At 46.0% G+C, this 22,182-nt stretch carries 21 protein-coding genes; 9 read left to right on the top strand and 12 right to left on the bottom strand.

What is annotated here, in order from left to right; translation table 11 throughout:
- Nucleotides 1-21 precede the first annotated feature (21 nt).
- Entirely contained in the window at nucleotides 22-1,320 is a 1,299-nt protein-coding gene (locus tag ACBP55_RS17250; RefSeq protein WP_464652926.1) for a nucleoside recognition domain-containing protein, read from the top strand.
- A 5-nt stretch (nucleotides 1,321-1,325) separates the two neighbouring features.
- On the opposite strand, the gene coaD is transcribed toward ACBP55_RS17250, so the two are convergent.
- Together coaD and rsmD are read right to left on the bottom strand one after the other, a co-directional pair.
- The gene (gene coaD / locus ACBP55_RS17245; protein ID WP_464652925.1) at nucleotides 1,326-1,829 is read right to left on the bottom strand and encodes a pantetheine-phosphate adenylyltransferase; all 504 of its coding nucleotides are present in this window, start codon (nucleotides 1,827-1,829) and stop codon (nucleotides 1,326-1,328) included.
- Between the two features lie 30 nt (nucleotides 1,830-1,859).
- Complete coding sequence (gene rsmD, locus ACBP55_RS17240; RefSeq protein ID WP_464652924.1) at nucleotides 1,860-2,417, bottom strand: 16S rRNA (guanine(966)-N(2))-methyltransferase RsmD; 558 nt, start codon at nucleotides 2,415-2,417, stop codon at nucleotides 1,860-1,862.
- A gap of 465 nt (nucleotides 2,418-2,882) precedes the next feature.
- Between rsmD and ACBP55_RS17235 the strand changes: the two genes are divergently transcribed.
- A complete protein-coding gene (locus tag ACBP55_RS17235; RefSeq protein ID WP_464652923.1) occupies nucleotides 2,883-4,220 on the top strand; it encodes a hypothetical protein in 1,338 nt (445 codons plus the stop codon).
- A 130-nt stretch (nucleotides 4,221-4,350) separates the two neighbouring features.
- Here the strand turns inward: ACBP55_RS17235 and ACBP55_RS17230 are convergent, their stop codons facing one another.
- Nucleotides 4,351-6,087, bottom strand: coding sequence for an AAA family ATPase (locus tag ACBP55_RS17230; protein WP_464652922.1), 1,737 nt, complete (start codon nucleotides 6,085-6,087; stop codon nucleotides 4,351-4,353).
- A gap of 78 nt (nucleotides 6,088-6,165) precedes the next feature.
- Nucleotides 6,166-6,456 (bottom strand): hypothetical protein, encoded by a 291-nt coding sequence (locus ACBP55_RS17225; protein ID WP_464652921.1) that lies wholly within the window; start codon nucleotides 6,454-6,456, stop codon nucleotides 6,166-6,168.
- Nucleotides 6,457-6,624: 168 nt separating this feature from the next.
- On the opposite strand from ACBP55_RS17225, the gene ACBP55_RS17220 reads away from it, so the two are divergent.
- The gene (locus ACBP55_RS17220; RefSeq protein ID WP_464652920.1) at nucleotides 6,625-6,795 is read left to right on the top strand and encodes a hypothetical protein; all 171 of its coding nucleotides are present in this window, start codon (nucleotides 6,625-6,627) and stop codon (nucleotides 6,793-6,795) included.
- Nucleotides 6,796-6,883: 88 nt separating this feature from the next.
- Here ACBP55_RS17220 and ACBP55_RS17215 read toward each other — a convergent pair whose 3' ends face one another.
- Nucleotides 6,884-7,168 carry a hypothetical protein gene (locus tag ACBP55_RS17215; protein ID WP_464652919.1) on the bottom strand — a complete coding sequence of 95 codons (285 nt, stop codon included), beginning with the start codon at nucleotides 7,166-7,168 and terminating at the stop codon, nucleotides 6,884-6,886.
- Between the two features lie 183 nt (nucleotides 7,169-7,351).
- Between ACBP55_RS17215 and ACBP55_RS17210 the strand changes: the two genes are divergently transcribed.
- Nucleotides 7,352-7,846: an N-acetyltransferase family protein gene (locus ACBP55_RS17210; protein WP_464652918.1), complete on the top strand. Its 495-nt coding sequence runs from the start codon at nucleotides 7,352-7,354 to the stop codon at nucleotides 7,844-7,846.
- Nucleotides 7,847-7,851: 5 nt separating this feature from the next.
- Here ACBP55_RS17210 and ACBP55_RS17205 read toward each other — a convergent pair whose 3' ends face one another.
- On the bottom strand, nucleotides 7,852-8,886 hold the full coding sequence (locus tag ACBP55_RS17205) for a WD40/YVTN/BNR-like repeat-containing protein (protein WP_464652917.1): 1,035 nt from the start codon (nucleotides 8,884-8,886) through the stop codon (nucleotides 7,852-7,854).
- A gap of 162 nt (nucleotides 8,887-9,048) precedes the next feature.
- On the opposite strand from ACBP55_RS17205, the gene ACBP55_RS17200 reads away from it, so the two are divergent.
- Nucleotides 9,049-10,080, top strand: a complete 1,032-nt coding sequence (locus tag ACBP55_RS17200) for a polysaccharide deacetylase family protein (protein ID WP_464652916.1) — start codon at nucleotides 9,049-9,051, stop codon at nucleotides 10,078-10,080.
- Nucleotides 10,081-10,130: 50 nt separating this feature from the next.
- Here ACBP55_RS17200 and abc-f read toward each other — a convergent pair whose 3' ends face one another.
- The gene (gene abc-f / locus ACBP55_RS17195; protein ID WP_464652915.1) at nucleotides 10,131-11,978 is read right to left on the bottom strand and encodes a ribosomal protection-like ABC-F family protein; all 1,848 of its coding nucleotides are present in this window, start codon (nucleotides 11,976-11,978) and stop codon (nucleotides 10,131-10,133) included.
- 388 nt (nucleotides 11,979-12,366) lie between these two features.
- Here abc-f and ACBP55_RS17190 point away from each other — a divergent pair, with 388 nt between their 5' ends.
- Entirely contained in the window at nucleotides 12,367-13,383 is a 1,017-nt protein-coding gene (locus ACBP55_RS17190; RefSeq protein WP_464652914.1) for a CobW family GTP-binding protein, read from the top strand.
- Nucleotides 13,384-13,471: 88 nt separating this feature from the next.
- On the opposite strand, the gene ACBP55_RS17185 is transcribed toward ACBP55_RS17190, so the two are convergent.
- Nucleotides 13,472-13,930: a Fur family transcriptional regulator gene (locus ACBP55_RS17185; protein ID WP_464652913.1), complete on the bottom strand. Its 459-nt coding sequence runs from the start codon at nucleotides 13,928-13,930 to the stop codon at nucleotides 13,472-13,474.
- Between the two features lie 157 nt (nucleotides 13,931-14,087).
- On the opposite strand from ACBP55_RS17185, the gene ACBP55_RS17180 reads away from it, so the two are divergent.
- From ACBP55_RS17180 to ACBP55_RS17170, 3 genes are all read left to right on the top strand, one after another.
- Nucleotides 14,088-15,107: a permease gene (locus tag ACBP55_RS17180; protein ID WP_464652912.1), complete on the top strand. Its 1,020-nt coding sequence runs from the start codon at nucleotides 14,088-14,090 to the stop codon at nucleotides 15,105-15,107.
- A gap of 26 nt (nucleotides 15,108-15,133) precedes the next feature.
- Nucleotides 15,134-16,162 (top strand): TIGR03943 family putative permease subunit, encoded by a 1,029-nt coding sequence (locus ACBP55_RS17175; protein WP_464652911.1) that lies wholly within the window; start codon nucleotides 15,134-15,136, stop codon nucleotides 16,160-16,162.
- A gap of 774 nt (nucleotides 16,163-16,936) precedes the next feature.
- Entirely contained in the window at nucleotides 16,937-17,833 is an 897-nt protein-coding gene (locus tag ACBP55_RS17170) for a transposase (protein WP_464652910.1), read from the top strand.
- Nucleotides 17,834-18,399: 566 nt separating this feature from the next.
- Here the strand turns inward: ACBP55_RS17170 and ACBP55_RS17165 are convergent.
- The 4 genes from ACBP55_RS17165 to ACBP55_RS17150 all read right to left on the bottom strand — a co-directional run bounded on the left by ACBP55_RS17165 (nucleotide 18,400) and on the right by ACBP55_RS17150 (nucleotide 22,140).
- The gene (locus ACBP55_RS17165) at nucleotides 18,400-19,545 is read right to left on the bottom strand and encodes a CobW family GTP-binding protein (RefSeq protein ID WP_464652909.1); all 1,146 of its coding nucleotides are present in this window, start codon (nucleotides 19,543-19,545) and stop codon (nucleotides 18,400-18,402) included.
- A 145-nt stretch (nucleotides 19,546-19,690) separates the two neighbouring features.
- A complete protein-coding gene (locus tag ACBP55_RS17160) occupies nucleotides 19,691-20,254 on the bottom strand; it encodes a hypothetical protein (RefSeq protein ID WP_464652908.1) in 564 nt (187 codons plus the stop codon).
- A 4-nt stretch (nucleotides 20,255-20,258) separates the two neighbouring features.
- Nucleotides 20,259-21,422 carry a metallophosphoesterase gene (locus tag ACBP55_RS17155; RefSeq protein ID WP_464652907.1) on the bottom strand — a complete coding sequence of 388 codons (1,164 nt, stop codon included), beginning with the start codon at nucleotides 21,420-21,422 and terminating at the stop codon, nucleotides 20,259-20,261.
- A 37-nt stretch (nucleotides 21,423-21,459) separates the two neighbouring features.
- A complete protein-coding gene (locus ACBP55_RS17150) occupies nucleotides 21,460-22,140 on the bottom strand; it encodes an SOS response-associated peptidase (RefSeq protein ID WP_464652906.1) in 681 nt (226 codons plus the stop codon).
- Between the last annotated feature and the right edge of the window lie 42 nt (nucleotides 22,141-22,182).

The following is a 22,182-nucleotide window of genomic DNA, read 5'->3' as shown; positions in this document are numbered from 1 at the left end:
TTAAAGGACGAGGTGATCATTATGCAGCCTAAGAAAGTAAGATCCAACTCCAAACTAACAACGCTTGTACTGGGGTCTTTGGCTGCCCTTGTAGTCGTGTCTATCATTTCATTCCCGGACAAAGCATTTCAGTCTTCGCTCGAGGGACTTACAATTTGGTGGAAGCTTGTATTTCCGGCACTGATGCCTTTTCTCATTATGACCGAGCTGTTAATCGGTTTTGGTGTTCTTCAAGGGCTAGGCATCCTGTTAGAACCGCTGATGAGAATTGTTTTCCGTCTTCCCGGTATAAGTGGGTGGGCGCTCGCATCAGGTCTTATAGTAGGATTTCCTACCGGAGCCAAAATTACAGCTAGCTTGAGGGAAAAAAACCTCATCTCCCAGGCAGAGACAGAACGATTAACCGCACTATCCCATTTGTGCAGCCCCTTATTCCTGATTATGGTCGTAGGTGTTGGCTTTCTGCACAGCGCTAAGCTGGGCTTCATACTTGCAGTAATCCATTATGCCTCGGCTATTATAACAGGATTTTTGATGAGAAATCCAAAAAAAGCACTGCAACCTTTAGCTAATTCCCATGAACTTCAAATAGGCGCTTTGAAGCCTACTAATCATGCATCCGCTTCCGTTTGGAAACTTTCCTTATCCACGATGCGCCAAGCTTATTTACAAGATGGACGTCCTTTTGGCAAGCTGCTCGGGGATTCTGTAACCTCTTCCGTCCAAACTTTAATGCTAATCGGCGGATATATGATGATCTTTTCCGTTTTGATTAATGTAGTGAACATTACTCATCTTACAGACGTATTTCGGCCCGTCACACATTATTTACTTGGCTTTATGAATGTCCACACCGATACCACACCTTTGTGGCTCAAGGGGTTTCTGGAAATTCATCTGGGCACCTATGCTTTTAGCCAGGCACAAGGCCTCTCCTTACTACCGCAAATGGCGCTTCTAAGCGCTTTTCTAGGCTGGGGAGGCTTGTCTGCCCACGCGCAAGTAGCTGGCTTTCATCAAAAGACAGATGCTCGCTATCTGTTCTTCTTCCAGTCCCGTACTCTGCATGCTGTCATTGCATTGGTATTAACCGTTCTGCTTTGGAAGCCGCTGCAGCTGCTTACACTGGATTCTGAGCCTAGTTTTCTTTGGTTAGACAAAGCCAAAAACGAATATACCACCGTTGCCTTTCCACTGAACGGCGAATCGGCATGGGGCCTGTGGGGACCTATGCTGACGCAGTTCCTTCTATTATTCACTTTGATGCTGATTATTTCAACGTTTCTGAGAACTTTCAATAAGAAAGCGATTAATTCGTAATTCCCTTAAATTCGAGGGAATTTCTTTTTCAGTGCTTCTTCCACCTCAGCCGGAACTAGATCTTCCACCGGTCCGTGAAATTTAGCAATCTCTTTCACAATACTTGAGCTCAAATACGAGAACTGAGGCTTCGAAGTCATGAAGAAAGTTTCTACATCTGGATTCAGCTTGTGATTCGTAGAAGCCATCTGCAATTCATACTCAAAGTCAGAGACCGCCCGAAGTCCGCGAACAATTAGACGCACATTGCGAGCTTTCATATAATTGACCATCAAATCCCTAAAACCGTCCACCTCTACATTCGGCAGATCCTTGGTTACCTTCCGAATGAGCTCCATCCGTTCTTCCAATGTGAACAGAGGGTTCTTGGACGTGTTATTCAGTACAGCTACAATCAACTTATCAAACACCTTTGCCGCTCTATGTATAATGTCAAGATGGCCGTGTGTAACAGGATCAAAACTGCCTGGATAAACGGCAATTGTAATTCCGTGTTCTTGCCTCATCATGCTGTTCATCTCCTTAAAACTTGCTCATATTTATTCTGCTGATCCTTTGTAAATCGTGACAGCGGTATCTCCGTAATCGGATCTCCGCTGCTGCTTAAATCCACCGATCGTATCTTCGAGGACATCCTTAGCATCGTGTTCCACAACGATCGTGGCATTCATTGGAACGATCGACTGCTCTTCCATCGTGCTTATCAACTCCGCGATAAATTTCATTTTGTACGGAGGATCGAGGAAAACGAGTTCAAATCGCTGCTCCCGCTTCGCTAACGCTTTCAACGCCCGCATGGCATCCGTTCGGTAAATCTCAGCTTGGTCCTTGAGACCTGCGGCAACTAAATTGTGCCCAATCGTGTCGATACTTTTCTTCTCGATATCAATGAAGACTGCCTTATCCATCCCTCGGCTAAGTGCTTCAATCCCGAGTCCGCCGGTACCTGCGAATAGATCGAGTACTTGTCCTCCATCAAAATAAGGACCGATCATACTGAAGATCGCTTCCTTCACTTTATCCGTTGTTGGCCGCGTGCTGGTACCGGGTACAGCTTTTAACGACCTGCCTTTGGCTGTGCCTGAAATCACTCTCATCTTACGTATTTCCCTTCTAGCTGGCTCATTCTTTTGCTATCGTACCACAAGCTCTAATCGGACACAAAAACTTTATCCCTGCGATGTATAAATTTTCCGCAAAAAGGTCATCCTTGAACTATCGACATCAGAGAATGTCGTAGACAACCGCGGAGAAGACTTACGTTTCCCCATAAGCTCTTCGTCCGGTTTCTCCTCTCCCATGAGGCGGCTGCGCAAGCAGTCGCCGTTATTATTTTATAGGACAGTTTTCTAACCCCCCTTATAAAATGAAAATAGCCTCTCGGAATTAAAATTCCGTTGTAAACTCTAGTTTTTTGACTAGAGTCTTTTATTGTTTCACCCTCAAAATAGGAAGGGAACAAATATTTAAAATAGGCATCAGCATACAGGCTCATATTTTCCGGATTAGGCATAGATTAATATCGTCTTTACTGTACGCACATGATTAGGAGTGAGTAGTATATGACCAAAGACACCCAACAAGTGGGCCCAATATATAATCAAATTGGCTATCACCACCTGCCATACTATGATTCAGCCTACGGAACATTACAACCATATCCATACACTTATCAATATAACGGATATCGTTATCTAAACCCGCATGTATATCATCTACCGATTATTTATCACCAGTATGCTTATCATCCACTCTTATGGGAGCAACTATATCCTTATAGACAGTTACCAGCAATAGCATTAGCTGTAGCTGGGGGCTTTTTAGGAATAGCAATTTATGTGTGGGAGAAATATTTTCAGGAAGAAGTTTCCAAGCATGGAGATGCTTTTAAAAATTGTGCAGAAGCGAATCCATACGATTTTGATGCAATACAATTTTGTTTAAAAACCAAGTACAATCTTAGTGAGGAAGAAGCATTGAGGGTTAGAAACCGATTTGAAACATTATACAAAGCGGAAATGGAAACCGCTAAAACACTTAGTTTACCACCTAAAATAGACGGGGTATGGAAAACAAATTTGGGTTTGATTGATTTTTATAACTGGCATGCAACTGAAGAAATACCATTTCCGTATTATGCTTTTGAAACTCAGAAAAGTATTTCGGGTGAAAAGTATACTGGTAGATATAACTGGGCAAAGAGAGGACAGATGCATGGAGTTCATACTGGTTTTGGCAGTATGAATGGTTGGTGGATGGATGCTTCAGATCCAAAGGTAACAGGACATTTAAACACTGGTAACTTTGCAATAAAATTCATGTATGATGATCAATATAGACCTATTTTTAAAGGGACATTGGGATATGGTCCCAAATATGATGAAGTTCAATTTAGCGGGGTTAAAATAAGGGACAACTGTTGCTTGAAGGCCAACGAACTGAAGGAACCGGCAACAATCGAAGGGGAAAAAGTGAAAGCACAACCTATTTCTATTTGTACAGATAAAACTTGGTCTGGTGCGAAAGAAATCAAAGCTAACCCAGCATGGACACAGCCGTCGTGCGGCTCGTGGGTGTGGTCAACAGATGAGAAAAGTTCTAATTCTAATGTTAGCAAGACATTCCGAATCGAGAATCTTGGCAAAGTTGTAACAGCAAAACTTCTTTTTGCAGTGGATAATTACGGATCTGTAACAATAAACGGTCAGTCTGTCTTCAAAGATAAGGCGATAGATGCCCACTCCTATTACAATCCTGGGAGAGAAATTACAATCCCAATCGAATTCCTTAAACAAGGGGATAATACAATTACAATTGAGGGGTATAATTATCCGCCAAATACTCCCGCCACTACAAATCCTGCTGGAATTTACGCAAAAATCACTATTGAAACCCGCTAGAGAACCAGCATCATTGACCAAACTGCGTAAGCGTCAAATAGCTCAAAAATAACAAACAAGCGGCTGACTGGAACATAAGGATTATGTTCTAGGCAGCCGCTTAAGTTACCGTTACCTCAGACCCACTAGTTTATTTGGAATCCTTCGTATTATCAGAATCCTCCTCTGGCAGCTGTTCCTCAGCAACTTGGGCTAGGGAATCGGTAACCACGAGGTTTATCTCAATTGGCTCAGGCCGACTACGGCCATACAGCCGTACATAGATCTGCTCAATCTCCTCGCCGGTTAGATCGCCTTGTTTTAGCAACTCCTCAGCAATGGTATGGACGAAGTCGGCGTGTTCCCTCACTAGATTCTTTACTTGGAGCATCTGATCCTTGAGAAGCTCGTTTATCTTTGGCCGGAGTGCCTTAAGCGCATCGGCCCGAGAGCCCGTTGCAAGCCAACTGAACAGTTCATCGCCCATACCGACCATACCGAGGTAAGCGCCGGCCATCTCTGTAGCCTGCTGCAGATCGGAGGTGACACCATTTAATTTTTTCCCTAAGAACACCTCTTCCACTGCCCGGGCTGCCAGGCAGACTTGGATCTCCGCTAAGATCTCACTATCGCTTCGGTTATACCGTTCATGCATCGGCTTGGTGGCAGCTAGACCGAGCGCGCCGCCCCGGCGAATGATCGTCACTTTCCAGACACGGTCGTGGGGCTTCAGTAGGTACTGGGCCACTGCATGGCCAGCCTCATGGTAGGCAACATTCCGCTTCTCGTCGTCTCTCATGGAGCGGAGCGGCTGTTTGAGTCCCCACTCATAGGTCTCCATGGCAGCACGGAAGTCCTCGTAACTTGCTTCCTGGGCTCCCCGTTGGTGGGCGATAACAAGCGATTCATTGACGATGTGTTTGATCTGCGCAGGGCTATAGCCTACCGTATCGAGCGCCGCTGCTTCCGGAGTTAGCGTAGAATCCCGTTTCACTTTCCTGAGATAGTATTGGAAGACGTCCACCCGACCATCATAGTCGGGGGTATCGACCCAGAGCTGCCTGTCGAAGCGGCCGGGCCGGAGAAGAGCGGAGTCAAGTACATCAGGCAGGTTGGTCGCCGCTACCGTCAGCACCGCTGGCCGTTCTGCCTTCTTGCGACGCAGCCCCAGCGAACGAAGCATCTTGGAAATCTTGGAATTGTCGATATTCGGCGGGTCCATCTGCAGGAGCAGCTCGTTGAGCAGGCCAGAGCCTCCCCCCATGCCGAACATACCTCCTCCTCCTATTCCTGCTCCCGACTGTCGACTCATCCCGATGGCGTCAATCTCGTCGATGAAGATGATGCAGGCTCCGTACACAGTCGCCAGCTTCCGGGTCTTCTTGTAGAGGCGCATCACCTTCAGGTTGCCGACGCCGAAGAACATGTTTTGAAAACTGGGGGCCGAGGCATAAGCAAAAGGCACCTGTGCTTCGTTTGCGATCACCTGAGCCAGGTAGGACTTACCAGTGCCGGGAGGACCGCAGAGCAGCAAGCCTCTGATCGCCTCGCCACCCATTTCCTTGAACTCCTTTACGCCTTTGAGCAGGGTGACGATCCGTTTGGCATTCTCAACGATTTCGGGGTTACCTCGGTAGTCATCCCAAGTGGCCCCTGTCTCTCCAGGCAGAATCCAATACGTGCGTCCACGGGCTAAGAACCAAAAAAGTGCTACGAACTGGACTATCATGAACATTATGGCAAAGAGCAGCTGCATTACAATACCGATAATGGTTAATGCGATATTCCATGATGTCGGGCCTCCTGCCCATAACAGCATGCCGGTTAAGACGAGCACTGCGACCCATAGGATGAATGTTCGCCACTTGATCCACTGATATCTCTTCATGGACTCACTTCCTTTAAGGCGGTTTGTATTATTCTATGAAAACCATAGGCCTCCCATGAAGGAAGGCCACTGTCTTATTTATTGAAATTTTCTTTTAATGTCCAATAAATACTTGAGAATTGCAGCGATACCTCCAACGAAATAAAAAATAACAAGAGTCCACCTCGTAGGATCTGTTGGAATCAAGGATAAAATAATTTCTAATGGCAGGACAATATATAGGACATCTTTCAAATAACCTAATACAAAAGTTGGATCAAATAAGCCTTTCCAAAATGATTGGAAAAAGGCGATTAGAAAATCAATGATCATTAATCCAAATATGGCCCACATGGTGTAGATCATCCAGTCCGCAAGCGTAAATGTCACTTATCATCACCACCTTCCTACAATCTATGCTAGGAATTCTGACATGACACAATTTTTCATTAATCTGCGCATTCATTTACGAGCAGCCAATCATGTGATATGATAGAAACAAGAACATACATTCTCTTTATTTCGCATTCATCTTACAGTCAGAAAAGAAGGTATCCTATGCAAGATCACACAATTTTTGAGCGTTTGCGCAACAAATATGCAGATGAAGACAGGGCTAAGCTGGTCATGCTGCAATTAAGAACGTTAATGGAGCAGAAGAAAAAGAGGAAATGGTATCAAAAATGGATGAAGCCTACAAAAACGCAGCCATCGAGTTGGAACGAATAACAGGTATATATTTAATCGTAGAAAGTCCAGGAATATAAATAGAAGCTTTCCATAAGTAGTAGAACTACTGAGGAGAACTTCTTCGCCTTTAGTTGCTTTTTTTTCGTGAATAATACAATACACCGAGATAATGAGCTCCTGTAAATAGGGTGAGAATTCCAAAGAACAGCAGGAACCCTCCTTCACGATCACGGAAGAAAAATTGCAAAACGAAAAGCGCAAGTGATATTTCGCTCCAGAGAAGCGTTCTTCTTTTGAGCTGCGTCAGATCAGCGGTAGATCTGCTTATCTTGCGAAGATTCATGAATGTAAGACCAGCGAGCACGATTACGCCAATGACGATCACGAGAATGTAGCCTGAATTGCCCGACATGTGACTCCCCCTATTTCCGATTGTTCAACTTTATCTTCTATTAATAGTAAGACATTATTTCTAAGATACATGGAATATGGCTAGATGTCTATTTAGAATTGTCCTTTTAAAAAAGGATTTCAGCTTCTTCCGTGGAACCTATTTGAATGTGTTCTCTAAATCTCACAGCGAGGAGCTTACACCATGTCTGCCATATCATTCAAAGAATTAGAAGAGTCTGATATTCCCCTTTTGATGGATATTTATAATCATTTTGTCATGCATACAACGGTTTCTTTTCACACGGAGCCCGTAGAGATATCAGAATTTACTGAGAGTGTTATTCACCCAAACCCGCGTTACCAAACTTATGTGATCGCACTGGATGGGAGCCTTCAGGGATATGTGCAAGTCATGCCGCACAAGAAAAAACAAGCCTATGATACCACCGGGGAAGTGACGATCTATTTGCATCCGGCATGCACGGGCAAAGGATTGGGCTCTGCAGCCATTCAGTTCATTGAAGCGGTCGCCAAAGAGCGCGGCTTTCACGTTCTGATCTCCACAATTTGCGCGGATAATCAACCAAGTATTCATATGTTTACGAAAAATGGCTATACTCAGTGCGCACATTTCCGTGAAGTTGGCTTTAAATGGGGCAAATTTCTCGATATCGTTACCTATCAGAAAATCATATAAGTGATTTAAGGCGTTAGTAAACGCCAGTTCAAACCCCCGTCTGTCGTTCGCCACAAATTCCTAGCATCCAAAAGCCAACCACTAGTCGTTGTAGGAAAACTTAGGTGTAAACTCGCAGCTAGCGGCTGAAATGTGCTAGGAAATTCGTGTTGGCTCCACGTTTTGCCTCCATTAGATGTCCGAAGGAATCGCCATGTAATCTCACTACCTTGTTGATTCGTACGCAAGAGAATGTACCCATTTTGTGAATCAGTAAAAGAAATGGCCTGCGGCTCAAGGAAACTAGGCAGCCTGCCTGTTTCTTGCCATGTCTCCCCGTCTGTCATGTGATACAGTATCGATGCTTCTTTATCCTTCTTACTGGGCCCAATAAACCAACCCTCAATGGCTGAGCGGAACGTAAACACACCCTTTTCTTCCAACGGCATTGCGATGCGGCTTGATATGGACCAAGTCAAGCCCCCATCTTGTGTGCGAAGGAGCATCATGTCTTTACCGCTCTGGAACGCAATCAACCCTTGATGTCGGTCAAAAAAGCGAAAAAACGGTTCTTCTCCCCTAGTCTTCAGTCCAGGTAAGCCCTGCGCGATGACTTCCCACGTTTGACCACCGTCTAAGGTTAATCGAAGATTTGATTTTTCATTGGAAGATTCACTGGTAAGCAGCCAACCTGTTTGAGAATCAAAAAAAGCAATCGCGTTCGGCATGATTGTGTGAGGCAATCTACTCAGAGTCCACCAGGTGATCCCACCGTCGCTGGATTTCATAAACTGTAGATCACTGGTGGTCGAAGCAATACCATAGCCATGAAGCTCATCCACGAATGAGATCGCTTTGATTGGTGTTATGTGTATAGGTTGAGGTTGATCTTGAATACCAATTTTTTCACCTGCAACAACCGAAAAATCATTGTCACGTTTTTGAGTTGGAGAAGTGCTTAAATGGGGAGATGGAAGTGAGGCTTCTTCATGAAAACAACCTGCGCACAGCAGAAAAACCAGCAGTACAACTAATTTTTTATTGCTCATCAAGGCTGTCATGAACTCATTCCTCTCCTTTCTTGCTGCAAATACGTCTTTGGGTATATGTAATGACGGTCCATGATCCAAAATAGTTCATGTCCGATAGCTGCGGCCACATGGATAGGATGTCCCTTATTAACAAAAGCTAGAGCATATTCATAATGCTCGGAGGGGATTGCCATGACCAGATGGCTTTGGTCCATCGCCATCGCAGGCTTGTTAACGACAGGCTGCGGTATGTCAAAAAATAAGCCTATTTACGATCAACGCTCTACGCAAAATTCTCATGTGGAAGAACAAGATTTAACAGCCGATTCTAGTGCCCGCAACGACAAAATGGATACTGAGCCTCTTGCTAGTCCGAGGAGCATGGATAGTCCACTCGCTGTTGGAACACCCACGACTTCAGCTCAACCTGAATCAGCATCAACTGCTTTAACACCAAAACCTTCACCCAAGCCTAGCCCAAAAAAAGCAACACATCCAGAATCTTCTAAGAAACCTTCCGTTCCTGTTCAAAAAAATCAAGGCCAAGCCAGAATTTCTCAGAAAAAGCTTACGCTCTCTCAACTGGTTGTGAAATATCCAGATACTTTCAAGGTACGCGGCTCTGCTCAGGAAAAGAAAGTAGCGCTAACCTTCGATGACGGGCCTGACACCCGATTTACGCCTAAAGTGCTTGATGCGCTTAAGGCGAGTCAAGTGAAAGCCACCTTTTTCGTACTTGGCTCTCTTGCTAATGCCCACCCCGATATGATTAGGCGCATTGTCAATGAAGGCCATGTCATCGGAAATCATTCCTACAGTCATGCGAACCTGCCGAAGCTGACGGTGGACAAATTTCAAAGTCAGATTATGAGCACGGAGAGCGTGCTGCAAGGCTTAATCGGCTACGCACCTAAGCTAATCCGCCCGCCGTACGGCGCGATAAACGAAGAGCAGGTCAGATGGATCGCTGACCACCATTATTTGATCGTGAATTGGAATGTCGATTCTCTAGACTGGAAATCGCTGAACTCCGATCAGGTGCTGAACAATATCATGCAGCAAACAAAGCCTGGTTCTATCATCCTTCAGCATTCTGGAGGGGCTGATAGCCAAGATTTGTCTGGGACGGTACAAGCCATCGGACCGTTGATTAGTAAGCTCAAAGCAGCTGGTTACACGTTCGTAACCGTACCTGAGCTGCTTCATGTTGCAAAAGGCAAATAAGCCGGAAGCGCATCTTAAGGGTGCGCACCCGGCTTATTCTTTTTGTCCGCTTATTCTTGCAGCTCCGAGAGCCTCGTCTTAATGTCTCGGATGATCTGAAGCTGCGCAGGGGCGTCCTCGGGGCTCCACGCCCCCTCGCTCATGAGCTGCGCCAGCGTTAACTCCAGCTGGCGTCGTTCGTTGGCTCGCGCCAGCTGCTCCGGCGAGCTCTCACTCGCCAAGCTCGCCTCCGCATACTCATCGTAAGTGCCGGAGAAAGCGATTGGGCTGCGCTCCGCGCTCAGCCACAATAGCTTCGTCGCCAGCTTACGAATGAAGAAGCGGTCATGCGAGACGATGACCATGGCGCCGGGATAGCGAAGCAGCGCCTGTTCAATCCTTTCCCGCGAATCAATATCCAAATAATTCGTCGGCTCATCCAGTACCAGCAAGTTCGCGCCGCTGAAGTAAAGCTTGAGGAAGGCGAGCCTGCAGCGCTCGCCCATGCTTAAATCACCGATGCGCTTGCGCACCTCTTCGCCAGAGAAGAGGAAGCATCCCAGAATCGTGCGGGCTTGGGTCTGCGTCATGGCAGGCAGCGCCAGCAGACTGTCCAGCAGTGTCACGCCGTCGTCGAGATGTTCGAGCTCCTGCGAGAAGTAGCCGATCGACGTCTGCGGGTGCTGCCGCACCTTGCCGGCAGCGGGCTGCAGTTCACCGACGAGCAGCTTTAGCAGCGTCGTTTTGCCTGAGCCGTTGGGGCCGAGCACGGCCAAACGGTCGCCGCGATCCACGCTGAGGTTCAGCTCAGCGAACAACTCGCGTTCGCCGTAGCGGAACGCGGCCCGCTCCAGGCTTACAAGCGAGCGTGAAGCGAAGTCGCTCGCGCTCAGCTTCACCTTCAGGCGCGCCGCTTCCCGCGGCTTCTCCACGCGGTTCCCCTCTAGGCGCTCCAGCTCCTTCATCTTCGCGTTCATCCGCGAAACATGCGTGCCGGCTCGCGCCTGAAAGTACCCGCGCTGTATCGGCACCTCAGCCATCTTGGCGCTTTTCTCGCCCTGATGGAACCACTGCCGATACGTGCGAATGCTCTCCTCCAGCTGCTCTCGCAGAAGCTGCTGTTTGCGATAGAGCTGCTCCTGCGTACGCAGCTCGAGTTCTTTTTGGCGTGTATACTCCGTATACCCGCCCCGGTATCTTCGGCTGCCTGTCGGCGTCAGCTCGACCAGGCAGGTCGCCACACGATCCATGAAATGGCGATCGTGGGAGACGAATACGACGGTGCCCGGGTAGGCTCGAAGCCACACTTCGAGCCATTCCAGCGACGCCGCGTCGAGGTGATTGGTGGGCTCGTCGAGCAGCAGCAGCTGCGGCTCGCACACCATCAGACGCGCCAACTGGGCGCGCGTCTTCTGCCCGCCGCTCAGCAGCCCGAGCGGCTGATCCCACAGCTCGCGGCCAAGGCCGAGCTGCAGAAGCTTGCGTTCCACTTGGGTTTCCCAGTGGTAGCCGTCCAGCCCCATGTATCGCTCTGCTGCCTCCTGATAGTCGGCTAGCAGGCTCTCCATGCAAGGAGCAGCCGCATCCTGCATCCGCGCCTCCAGCTCCTTCAAGCGGCGCTTCGCAGCGCAGTGCTCTGGGCAGCCTTCCTCGACATAGGCGTGTGTAGACACCGCCTCATCAGCCTCCGTCTGCTGCCCCATCCATCCCCACTGATCGAGCGGCAGCCTGCGTTCCACGCTGCCTTTATCCAGCTCCAGCGTGCCGGCCAACAAGCGAAGCAGCGTCGTCTTTCCTATGCCATTGCGGCCATAGATCGCGATCCGCTCCCCTGCATTCACTTCCAACTCCACTTGTTCAAAAAGTGGTTTCCCCGCAAATTCCTTCATCACATTCATTGCTTTTATGAGTAAAGTCATAGACTCATTTCCTCCTTTAAATTCAAATACAAAAAACCGCAAGCAATCGCCTACGGCCAGGAAGAACAAGTCATGATTTTGGTATGCAAAGAACAGCAACCCCTGAAGGAGTCAGCCCCTTTAGACATACGTATCCCACTCGCTCTACCTGCAACATCGTAGAGTCTGCCTTTCAACGAACATTCTCGTTTTATCAGAACAAGTTAGGCTACATACTTCATCGTCAAAGGGTACCTCCGAATTCTTCAAGATGGATCCATTATAACATAGCCTCCTAAGCACTCAAGGGAGAAAATTATTATAAACTATCTTGCAGCCTGCCCTTTTTTATACTACAATTCAATTCGTAATAATTACTTTTTAATCCCATGACGAAGGAGTCCTTGTTTTGAGCAAAGTTCCCGTTATCGTACTGAGTGGATTTCTAGGCAGCGGCAAGACAACACTGCTCATCCGCATGCTTCAAGAAGCTGCCTCCTTTAACCTGGGCCCGGCCGTTCTTATGAATGAGCTTGGGAAACAAGATGTAGACGGCCATCTCCTCCAAGAAGCCTCACCTGATGTTAACATGGCCAAACTGCTCGATGGCTGCATCTGCTGCAGTAAGAAAAGTGATATTAGCGATTCCATTAAACAACTGCTAGTGCGCAAGCCTGACGTCATTCTCATTGAATTAACCGGTGTTGCCAACCCAGAGGAAATCGTCGATGCATTGACCGAGCCTGCACTACTTCCTTATGTGAAACTACATAAAGTCATCACCATACTCGATGCCGAAAACGTGCTTGAATATAACAGTATTTTTGCTTCTGACCGAGAGCTTGTCCATACCCTTCGCAGACAGATGGAAGTTGCGGACCTTCTTATACTGAACAAAATCGACTTAATCACTGATAAACAACAGAAGTCCATCGAAAAAACAATTCGCAAATTCAATGAACGTTCCTCCATACTACCAACCGCACATAGTCAATTTGATTTAGAGCTTATTTTCGGCACTCTCCGTCCTCAGGGATCACAATCCACCGTCGCGCCGAATTTCAACAAAAAGTTTCAATTTCAAGCTATTAAACCTGCACAACTGCCAAACGAGACGTCCAAACATAGCCCATCTTTCTCACGGATTCAGACCATTACAATCCCCATGGATGATAACCTTGCCGTATCACAGCGCTTTGTGGAACGTTATTTAGCAAAATGGGGCTCCCTACTGCTTCGCGCGAAAGGTTATTTCATTATTGGCGCCAAGCACGAATCCTTTGTTATGCAATTCGCCGGCAAACGCACGAACTGGCAGCAGACCACTTTCCAAGGAAAGCCTTATCTCGTCCTCATTGGTATGGATCTGGATGCAAAAACTCTCGAAGATGACTGGCAAAAACGATTTACGGAATCCCAACTATAAAAGCAATGCATACCAAAAAAAGCAGTTCCGCTGAGATCACCTCTAGCAGACTGCTTTTACTTTTCCACGTTTACTGTTCCGCGACTTTTTAATGCAACTCCGAAGAGGGAGATAGGCCCGACTTACAATCTGAGCAATATCCAAATATCTCAAAACGATGGCTTTGAATTTCAAAACTCTCCGGCAAATCCTTCACCAGCTTCATCGGACAGAACTCGAAGGTTACCGTCTTTTCACAACTGATGCAGATCATGTGGTGGTGATGATGGGACAAACAACTCGCCTTGAATTTCAAGCCATCCGCCAAGTGAAACTGTTCCAGAACACCCATCTCACTCAACAAACGAAGATTACGGTAGACGGTATCAAAACTCACACCTGGATATTTAACTTTCATGTATTCATAAACGTCTTTTGGCGACAAATAACTTCCGGATTCAGCGAATAACGTTGCTAAACTCCTGCGCTGCTCTGTAATTCTCCATCCTTGCTGAGCCATAGCCCTTAGCATCTCGTCAATCGTATGCGTATGAGTGCCCACTTGCATTACCCCTCTGTCATAAATTGTTCTATTAACATAGTGCAGCAAATGGACCTCTTGCGTCAAGTAGATGAACATCTCGTCCTTAACAAAGTTGTCCTATTCCCCTTTCATTCATCATAGGTTACAATAGTAATAATTATGATTAAGGAGTCTTCGTCAAATGCCCACTACTGTGTTTCGAGCGAGCATGCATGTAATCGCCGTCATATGCTTCCTTTTAATTGTGCTTATCCTTCTAAACAACGACATGCCTACACTGTCTCTGCTAACGACTGAACGCATTCAAACTTTCAAAACCTTGTTCATCAGCATCCTATTAGAAGCCATTCCCTTCATTTTACTAGGTGTTTTGCTTTCATCCTTGCTCCAAACATTCGTATCCGAACAAACCATACGCCGCTTTATTCCCAAGAACCCTATTCTTGGCATCCTGTTCGCTTGCGTTTTAGGCATCCTATTCCCAATGTGCGAATGCGGCATGATTCCTGTCGTTCGAAGACTAATACTCAAAGGAATGCCCGTCTATATCGCAGTCGTTTTCATCGTAACCGGACCCATCATTAACCCTATTGTATTCGCGGCTACATTTATGGCTTTCCGAAATCATCCCGCAATCGCCTATTCCCGCATGGGGCTGGCTTTTGCTACTGCCATAATAATCGGACTTATCCTCTACCGTTTTATCAAAAGTAATCCGCTGCGTATTAGCCGCGCCAACTTTTCAAGTGAAGAAGCGTTGGAGGGTCATCAGCACCAGGGTGGCGGCATATCCAGTAAGTTAAATACATTTTTCGTTCATGCTTCTGATGAGTTTTTCGAAATGGGTAAATATCTCGTCTTCGGCTCCCTGCTCACCGCACTGATTCAAGTTTTTATGCAGCGCGAAAGCCTGCTTGCCATTGGTCAGGGCCCCATCAGTTCCCATTTGTTTATGATGGGCTTTGCCTATATTCTTTCCCTATGTTCCACATCAGACGCTTTTGTCGCTTCATCTTTTCAAACATCATTTACGTCTGGTTCACTACTTACTTTCTTGGTTCTCGGCCCTATGCTTGATTTCAAAAGCACACTTATGATGCTTTCCGTTTTCAAATCCAAATTCGTACTCCTGCTTTCGGCATTAATTCTTATCACCGTGCTGGGTTGTTCACTGCTTTTGGAACGCTTTTCTAACTTTTAAAGTCATACAATCTAGGAGGAATTGACATGAGCGAAGTCCGATTAATAAGCTTTCATTATTTCTTTCGTACGTTAATTTTGCTTGGTTTTTCCAGCTATATCGTAATCCTCACCAAGACAGATGCTCTTCAATACTACATAGCTCCGCGTATGATGATTTATGTCAAAATCGCCTCCGTTATCCTTTACATCATCGCCTGCTTTCAAGGCTATATGGCACTGCGTGCTTACTGGGGCAAACCAGTTGCTTGCGAATGTGAACAACCGGTTTCTCGCTCAACCTTACGCAATACTGTTGCTTACGGACTGCTCGTTCTGCCGTTATTGATAGGTTTCCTGCTGCCTAATACAGCATTAAGTAGTGCTATGGTAGCTGCCAAAGGGATGAATCTCTCTGCTGCAAAATCTAGTATAGCCAAACAAAATACAGACCTTGTCACCGATAATGGCGCTTCAACAGGAGTGAATGCGTCCAACCAGGCAACTGTGGCTGCACCAAGCCCCTCAACAGTTCCACCTTTGAACAATAGTACAGCCATCAGCCCTGTTCCTGCTTCTAATACCGAATCTCCAACAATCGCTAAATCCGATGCCGAGCTCCAAAAGATGTTCCACGCCGATTACGAGTGGGATCAAGATTTTTCCAAAATCGGCATGATCCTTTACAAAAAAGACACCATCGTCGTAAAACCAGAGATATACATGGAAATCCTTTCGTCCATTGACCTTTTCAAAAACAACTTCATAGGCAAAAAAATCGAACTTACCGGCTTCGTCTACCGCGAAGAGAACATGCCAAAAAGCCAATTCGTCGTCGGACGCTTTGCTGTAAGCTGCTGTTCCGCTGATGCCACCCCTTACGGAGTCATGATTGACTTCCCGACCGCTCAAAACTACCCGAAAGACATGTGGGTTAAAGTCACAGGCACCATCCAAAACGGCAGCTACAACGGAAACGAAATCTTCACCATAAAAGCAACCCAAATTGAAAAAACCGCAACCCCTGACTCGCCGTATATATACCCAAACTTCGAACCGCTCAAAGCGCTTAATTAGTTAGTCAGCACAATTGACATTAACCAAACCCAAAAAACCGTCAGGACCTCTCTTCATGTCCTTGACGGTTTTTCTTTACCTTGCGTTGTTGGATTAAAATTCATATTCCAGTTCCAGTTCCAGTTCCATTATGTTCTTTATTTTAATTGTTTTATTCTTCTTTACTTAAGCAACGTGCATTCAGTCATTTGCCTCTACTTCTTACTCCTTACTCCTTACTCCTTACTTCTTACTTCTTACTCCCCACTTCTTACTCCTCACTTCTTACTCTTACATCTTACTCCAATTTGCCACACTACATCTGAAATTTTTACCATAAAAAGGAAAACACTTCAACTACATATCAACTACAAGCTCGTATATAGACGCTATCCCCGTCACTCATTATTTTTATATTCCACAGAATTCTTTGTCCTAAATCGTCGCTCAGATTCGATCGAATTTATTTATATTTTAATTCCCGCACCTTGGATTCTTCAAATCAAGTCTAACCAAGAACCATAATCCTCATATTGATCGTATACGCGAACCATAAGATTAAAAGCTCTTTGCTAAGATTTTCATAAATTCTCCTGAAACCTTCATAACCCCTGTACCCGTTTTCGGCTTACTTTTTGTCTAATTGTTATTTTACTAATTTGCTATGGCTTATCAATAATTTAATACTTGCAAAAACAAAAGAAAATGTATGAATTAGAGTTGATTTAAGAACAAACATTCGATATAATGAAATAAGAACAAATGTTCTTTATTTGATCGGAGTGATGTGTCATTATGGAGACGAATTTTTATTTACCAAGCACCCTGGAGCAGTTTCATCAGCAATTCCCCACTGAGGAGGCCTGTATAGATTACTTTTTTTCGACGAAATGGCCCTCCGGTTTTTCTTGTCCTCACTGTGGGCATTCGCATGCCTATATAACTAGTACACGCCGACTCCCTCTTTATGAATGTCTTCAATGCCATCACCAAACATCCCTTACAGCTGGAACTATAATGGCAGGCAGTCGCACGTCTTTACATAAATGGCTTTTAGCTATTTTTCTGATATCGCGAACGGAAACGGGCACGAATGCTGTTGCGCTCTCCAAGATTATAAGTGTCACCTACAAAACAGCTTGGCTTATCCTCCACAAAATTCGTCACGCCATAAGTACAGCAGACCGAGGCATATTACTCTCAGGTATCGTCCAAGTAAACTCAGCTGTCTATGGAAAACCGTATAATCCTTACTTCCGCAACCATCCACAGGAGCACTATCTTCTAGCAGGCTCCTCCCTTGACATTCAGGGCGAACCTTCCTATTTCAAACTCAAACTTGTCCCTAAAATACATATAAAAGAAAAGCTTTTTCAACGATCCGCAGCATTGGATTTCACCCAACAACATATTGAATCCCATACAAGCAGCATCGAATTTGTTACTGGACGGTTTAGTTCCAAGAGATTTCGTGTTCTCATTGCATTCGCTTCACAGGCCGGCAAATCTATTAACAACACTTTCCATGGCATTGGCCAAAAGTATCTACAACATTACCTAGATGAATTTTGCTTTAAGGTAAATCTCACTTTACGTGAAGTACCCATCTTTCAGCATCTGACCCACTTATGTACAGCATCTAATGCCAAGTTAAGCTTTTTCAATCCCCAAAACATGCCTATATGCGCCTAGGAACAACAATATAACAATGTATCCTTAAACATCCTATCTTGTAAGTTAATTGGTTTTGCACTAACCTCCAAGCTATTTGAGGTAATGTTCATTGGGCTTTTTTGGTTATATACAATAGCAGAATACAGATTGGGGGTTTTTTAGTCATTACTACACCCTTACTTTAGTGTAGCCTGAGGCAAATGGAGAGTGGGGAGAGTAGGCGTACATAATAGGTGAGAGGTTCTAGGACAGCACTCAAAGTGTTTTCTTAGACGATTACTGCACCTGAGCCAAGGGGATAGTGATCATAGTCTCCCTTTAGCAGATAGGCATGACCCACATAACAAGTAACACTAATCACTCCGCCTCCCTGCTTTCTGAGCCAAGGGGATAGTGATTATAGTCCCCCTTTAGCGGATAGGCATGACCCACGTAACAAGTAACTCTGATCACTCAACTCCCTTGCTAACTGAGCCAAAGGGATAGTGGCTAAAGTGTCCTCTTATGCCATATCCAACCACCCGGGTGTTGCATATAAAAAGAATCCTCAGCTTGGTTGCTGGGACTCTTTGGCATTGCATTGCTTATTTTGCAGTTATTTCGGAAAGGGATTCTAGTCTGAGCAATCCTGTTCGGACTACGTCTTTGGAGAAATTCTCTCCGATAAATACGGCAACGTCTGGCACGTCGCCTTTGGGAGTGATTTTGACGAAATCCATTTCTCTGTAGGCATACTGGAACAAGAACCGGCTTGAGGTATCTGAAAAACTGAGAATCCCTTTAGCACGGTATACCTCTTGCGGTAGCTTACTGACAAATTCTTCGAATGCGTTGCTATCTACTGCCCGCTCAAAAAAGTGCGTATACGCCATCACATGATCGTGAGAATGATGATGGTGACTGTCATGCGCATGATCATGGTCATGATGCAGTTTATTGCGGGATTCATGTGGGTCATGATCTTTAGATGAATGCGTGGCACGTTGGATGTCATGAGCACCGTCAGCGTCATGCTTGTATTCATGATGGTCTTCATGATGATGGTTGACATTGTGCTGCGCGTGATTATTTTTGTCATTATGTTTTGCGGCAAGGTGCTGTTCCTGCCCTTGCTCTTCTTCCAGCATTTCGATGAGTCTCATGTCGATTTGACTGAATACGGTGTAGTGTACAGATGCATATGGATTCCATTCGCGTACAAGAGCATCTACTTCCTGAAGTGCCGCTTCCTGCAAAAGGTCTGCCTTGTTCAGTAAAAGTAAGTTCGCACAACGGATTTGTTCCTGCATAAGCCGGTAGGTCTTGCCTCGACTTGTCCGGCTTAGCTCCAGCAATTGCGGTGCATCCACTACGGTGATGACAGCTTTGAGCTCCACCGGGAGTATAAGAGAAGCATCTGTTACTTCATCAATGATTTCCATTGGATTAGCGATGCCTGTCGATTCTATGAAAATCAGGTCCGGCTGCTCCTCTGTTACAAGTTCTTTGAGCGCCGTCGCAAGATCACCTCGGCTTGAACAACAAATGCAGCCGCCTAGCAGCTCTGACATCGGCACTTCATTGGCAATTAATTGCCCATCCAGGTTAACTTCACCAATCTCGTTCATGATGACCGCGGGTTTACGTCCCGCTTCGGTATAATGATCAATCGCCTTCGTTAATAAGGTGGTTTTGCCGCTTCCGAGGAACCCGGATAATACATACACGGTAACTCTTTTGTGTGCTGCCATACTCATTTCTACCTCCGCCCAAGCAGTATGATAGCAAATGCTTCTAACCTGCTTATAATTGATTTCTTTTCTATTATTCGTAATTATTACTTTTAAGTCAAGAGGATAAAATATTTCCCTAGACTTGGGCATGTTGATTCCTTGATTATATTTCTCTTATTTCAGACGAATTTTGCTTAACTTCGAATTTAGTAAACAGGATCGGCCATTTCCCAACGAGCTGGACAAGAAAGGGAAATAGCTTGACCCACAATAGACTGTTTACACGATCGGTTGGCTTGAGCGGAAGCTCAAGTCGATCATAGAGAATTATCGCAGCTTCTTCGACAAGTGCTAGCGCCAGGTCCGTCGGAGCAGATGCGTTGACTGCTTCCAAACGTGGAAGATAGTGTTGACTAATAGATTCCGATAATCGATGCTCAGACAAATTGTCTGAACCCATCACTTCCCCCATTCCTAAGCTGACAAGACGTGCGACGTCGGCATCAAAAGCATAGGGAATGCAGTAAATTTCCAACGCTAAAGCAGCTATATAGATCTCCCTTAATAACTCGTCTTCTTTAGACTCCGATAATACGGGATCTTCTAGATAGGCCGCAACGACCGGTTTGATTGCATCCCAGCTATTTTCTATGCTTTTCATTGTAAACTGCATCATTGCTGCAGCTAGTTCTATTGGTGTAATTTGTTTTCTGTCTGCCTCTTGCATGTGCTTAACCCTCTTCTCTTTCGTTACTTTTAAAATGAATGGTGAGTTCAATAATTTCTGAGCGGCTGCCTAGTCGAATCGGCGGTCCCCACGTACCAAAACCTGAGGAAACGATAGCATGAAGGTTGCCTTTGCGCAAGTAGCCCCAATCTAGTTCAAAAAGCCTTCCTGTTATAAGGTGATTAGGCGCCATTTGGCCTCTATGTGTATGACCTGATAGCATCACATCTGCACCGGCATCAGCTGCTTTGTCTAGGTGGTAAGGTTGATGGTCCATCACGATTATAGGCTGTCTGCTATCTGTGCCCTCCAGCAATGCAACCAGCGCCTTACGTCCATCGGGCGTTCGCTCGGCCGCTTTGTCTTTTCTCCCTACGATGTAAAGCCGATCCTTGATATGAACGGTTTCGTCCATGAGCACACGAATGCCGATCTGCTTCATTTGTTCCACGAAGGCAGGAATATGTCCGCCAATGTATTCATGATTACCGAGCACAGCATAAATCCCTAGTGGAGCCTGCAGTTCTCGCATTGTTTTACCCATATTGTAGCGTATAAATGGCTTAATATCATCGTCAATGACATCCCCAGGCAAAAGAATCAAGTCCGGTTTTAAGCCATTGACTTGCTCTACAAGCTTACGCAGATGGCGGTTACCGACAATTGAGCCCAGATGGATGTCGGAGGCTACTGCCATGCGAAGCTGCTTCCAGTCTCCCGCTTTTTTGGGAACCTCAATGTCATATCTGCGTATAACAGGGCTCCGTGCATTATAAGAACCACGAATAAAAGCGATGAGTATAATCCCTACATTTATCCATCCGAGAATCGGAACGTAGGTATTTGAAGGAACGGATGCCAGATAGAACACACCTATCGCCAAATCAGTCAATGGCAGCAGCAGAATACCAAATTGCATGATGGCAAACCAGTAAGAGCCGATAATTTTTAATAGTCGGGACACGCTAGCAGGCAGCACCCGCGAGCTTACCCATGCTAATAGATATGACAAAGCGATAATCCAGAAGGCAACCCAGTATAGTGCTGGATGAAACCAAGAACCTAGTTGGTCGGAAAGAAAGACTTGACCGTGCCAACCTATGTAGCCATTCACTCCAAAGACAATAATGAATATCAGTGTGATGCTTATTGCCATACGTGCTTTCATGTTGTAACTCTCCCATTCTGTTCTCCAAGCCAGTTCTCTATATGAGCAGGCTCAACGGTTCTATACATTGCTCATCGTCGTTGCGAACATTGCCCACTCGGCTCGACACTGGGTACGCAAACATTTGCTCGGCCGGATACGGTTGCAATAATGGTCGTAACCTGTCGGTGTTTGTGATGCTGCGATCCAACCAAACCGCTTCCATCTCCCTCGGCAAAATGACCGGCATACGCTCATGAATATCCGCCATCATTTCGTTCGCTTCCGTTGTAACGACGGTGCATGTAGAAATGCGCGTGCCATCCGGAGATGTCCACGTGTCGTATAGTCCTGCCATGCTAAAGATGCCCTTGCTGCGCAGCATAATACGCATGGGCTGCTTATGTTTACCCGTCCCTTTCCAATCGTAGAAGGAGTCTGCCGGAATCAGGCAGCGCTTACGCTCAAACGGCTTGCGAAAGGCAGGCTTGTCCGCGAGCGTCTCAGCTCGTGCATTGAGCATCTGGTAGCCTAGCTTCTCGTCCTTCGCCCACTCTGGAACGAGCCCCCAGCGCAGCTCGCCAAGCTTATTCTTCTCCCCGTCATGGACGATAGCCATGACTTGCTGTCCCGGCGCTACATTATATCTGGGGCTGTATCTTCCAGAATATTTGTAATAAATATCATAATGAAGCATAAGCTCCTCTAGCGTCACGGTGATCGTATAGCGTCCGCACATTAGTGCACATCTTCTCCTTTGTACGGTTCTCCCACATGAGAA

The organism is Paenibacillus sp. WG02 (assembly GCF_055396115.1).
Note: the sequence above shows the minus strand (reverse complement) of the source record. Positions and strands in the feature narration are given on the sequence as shown.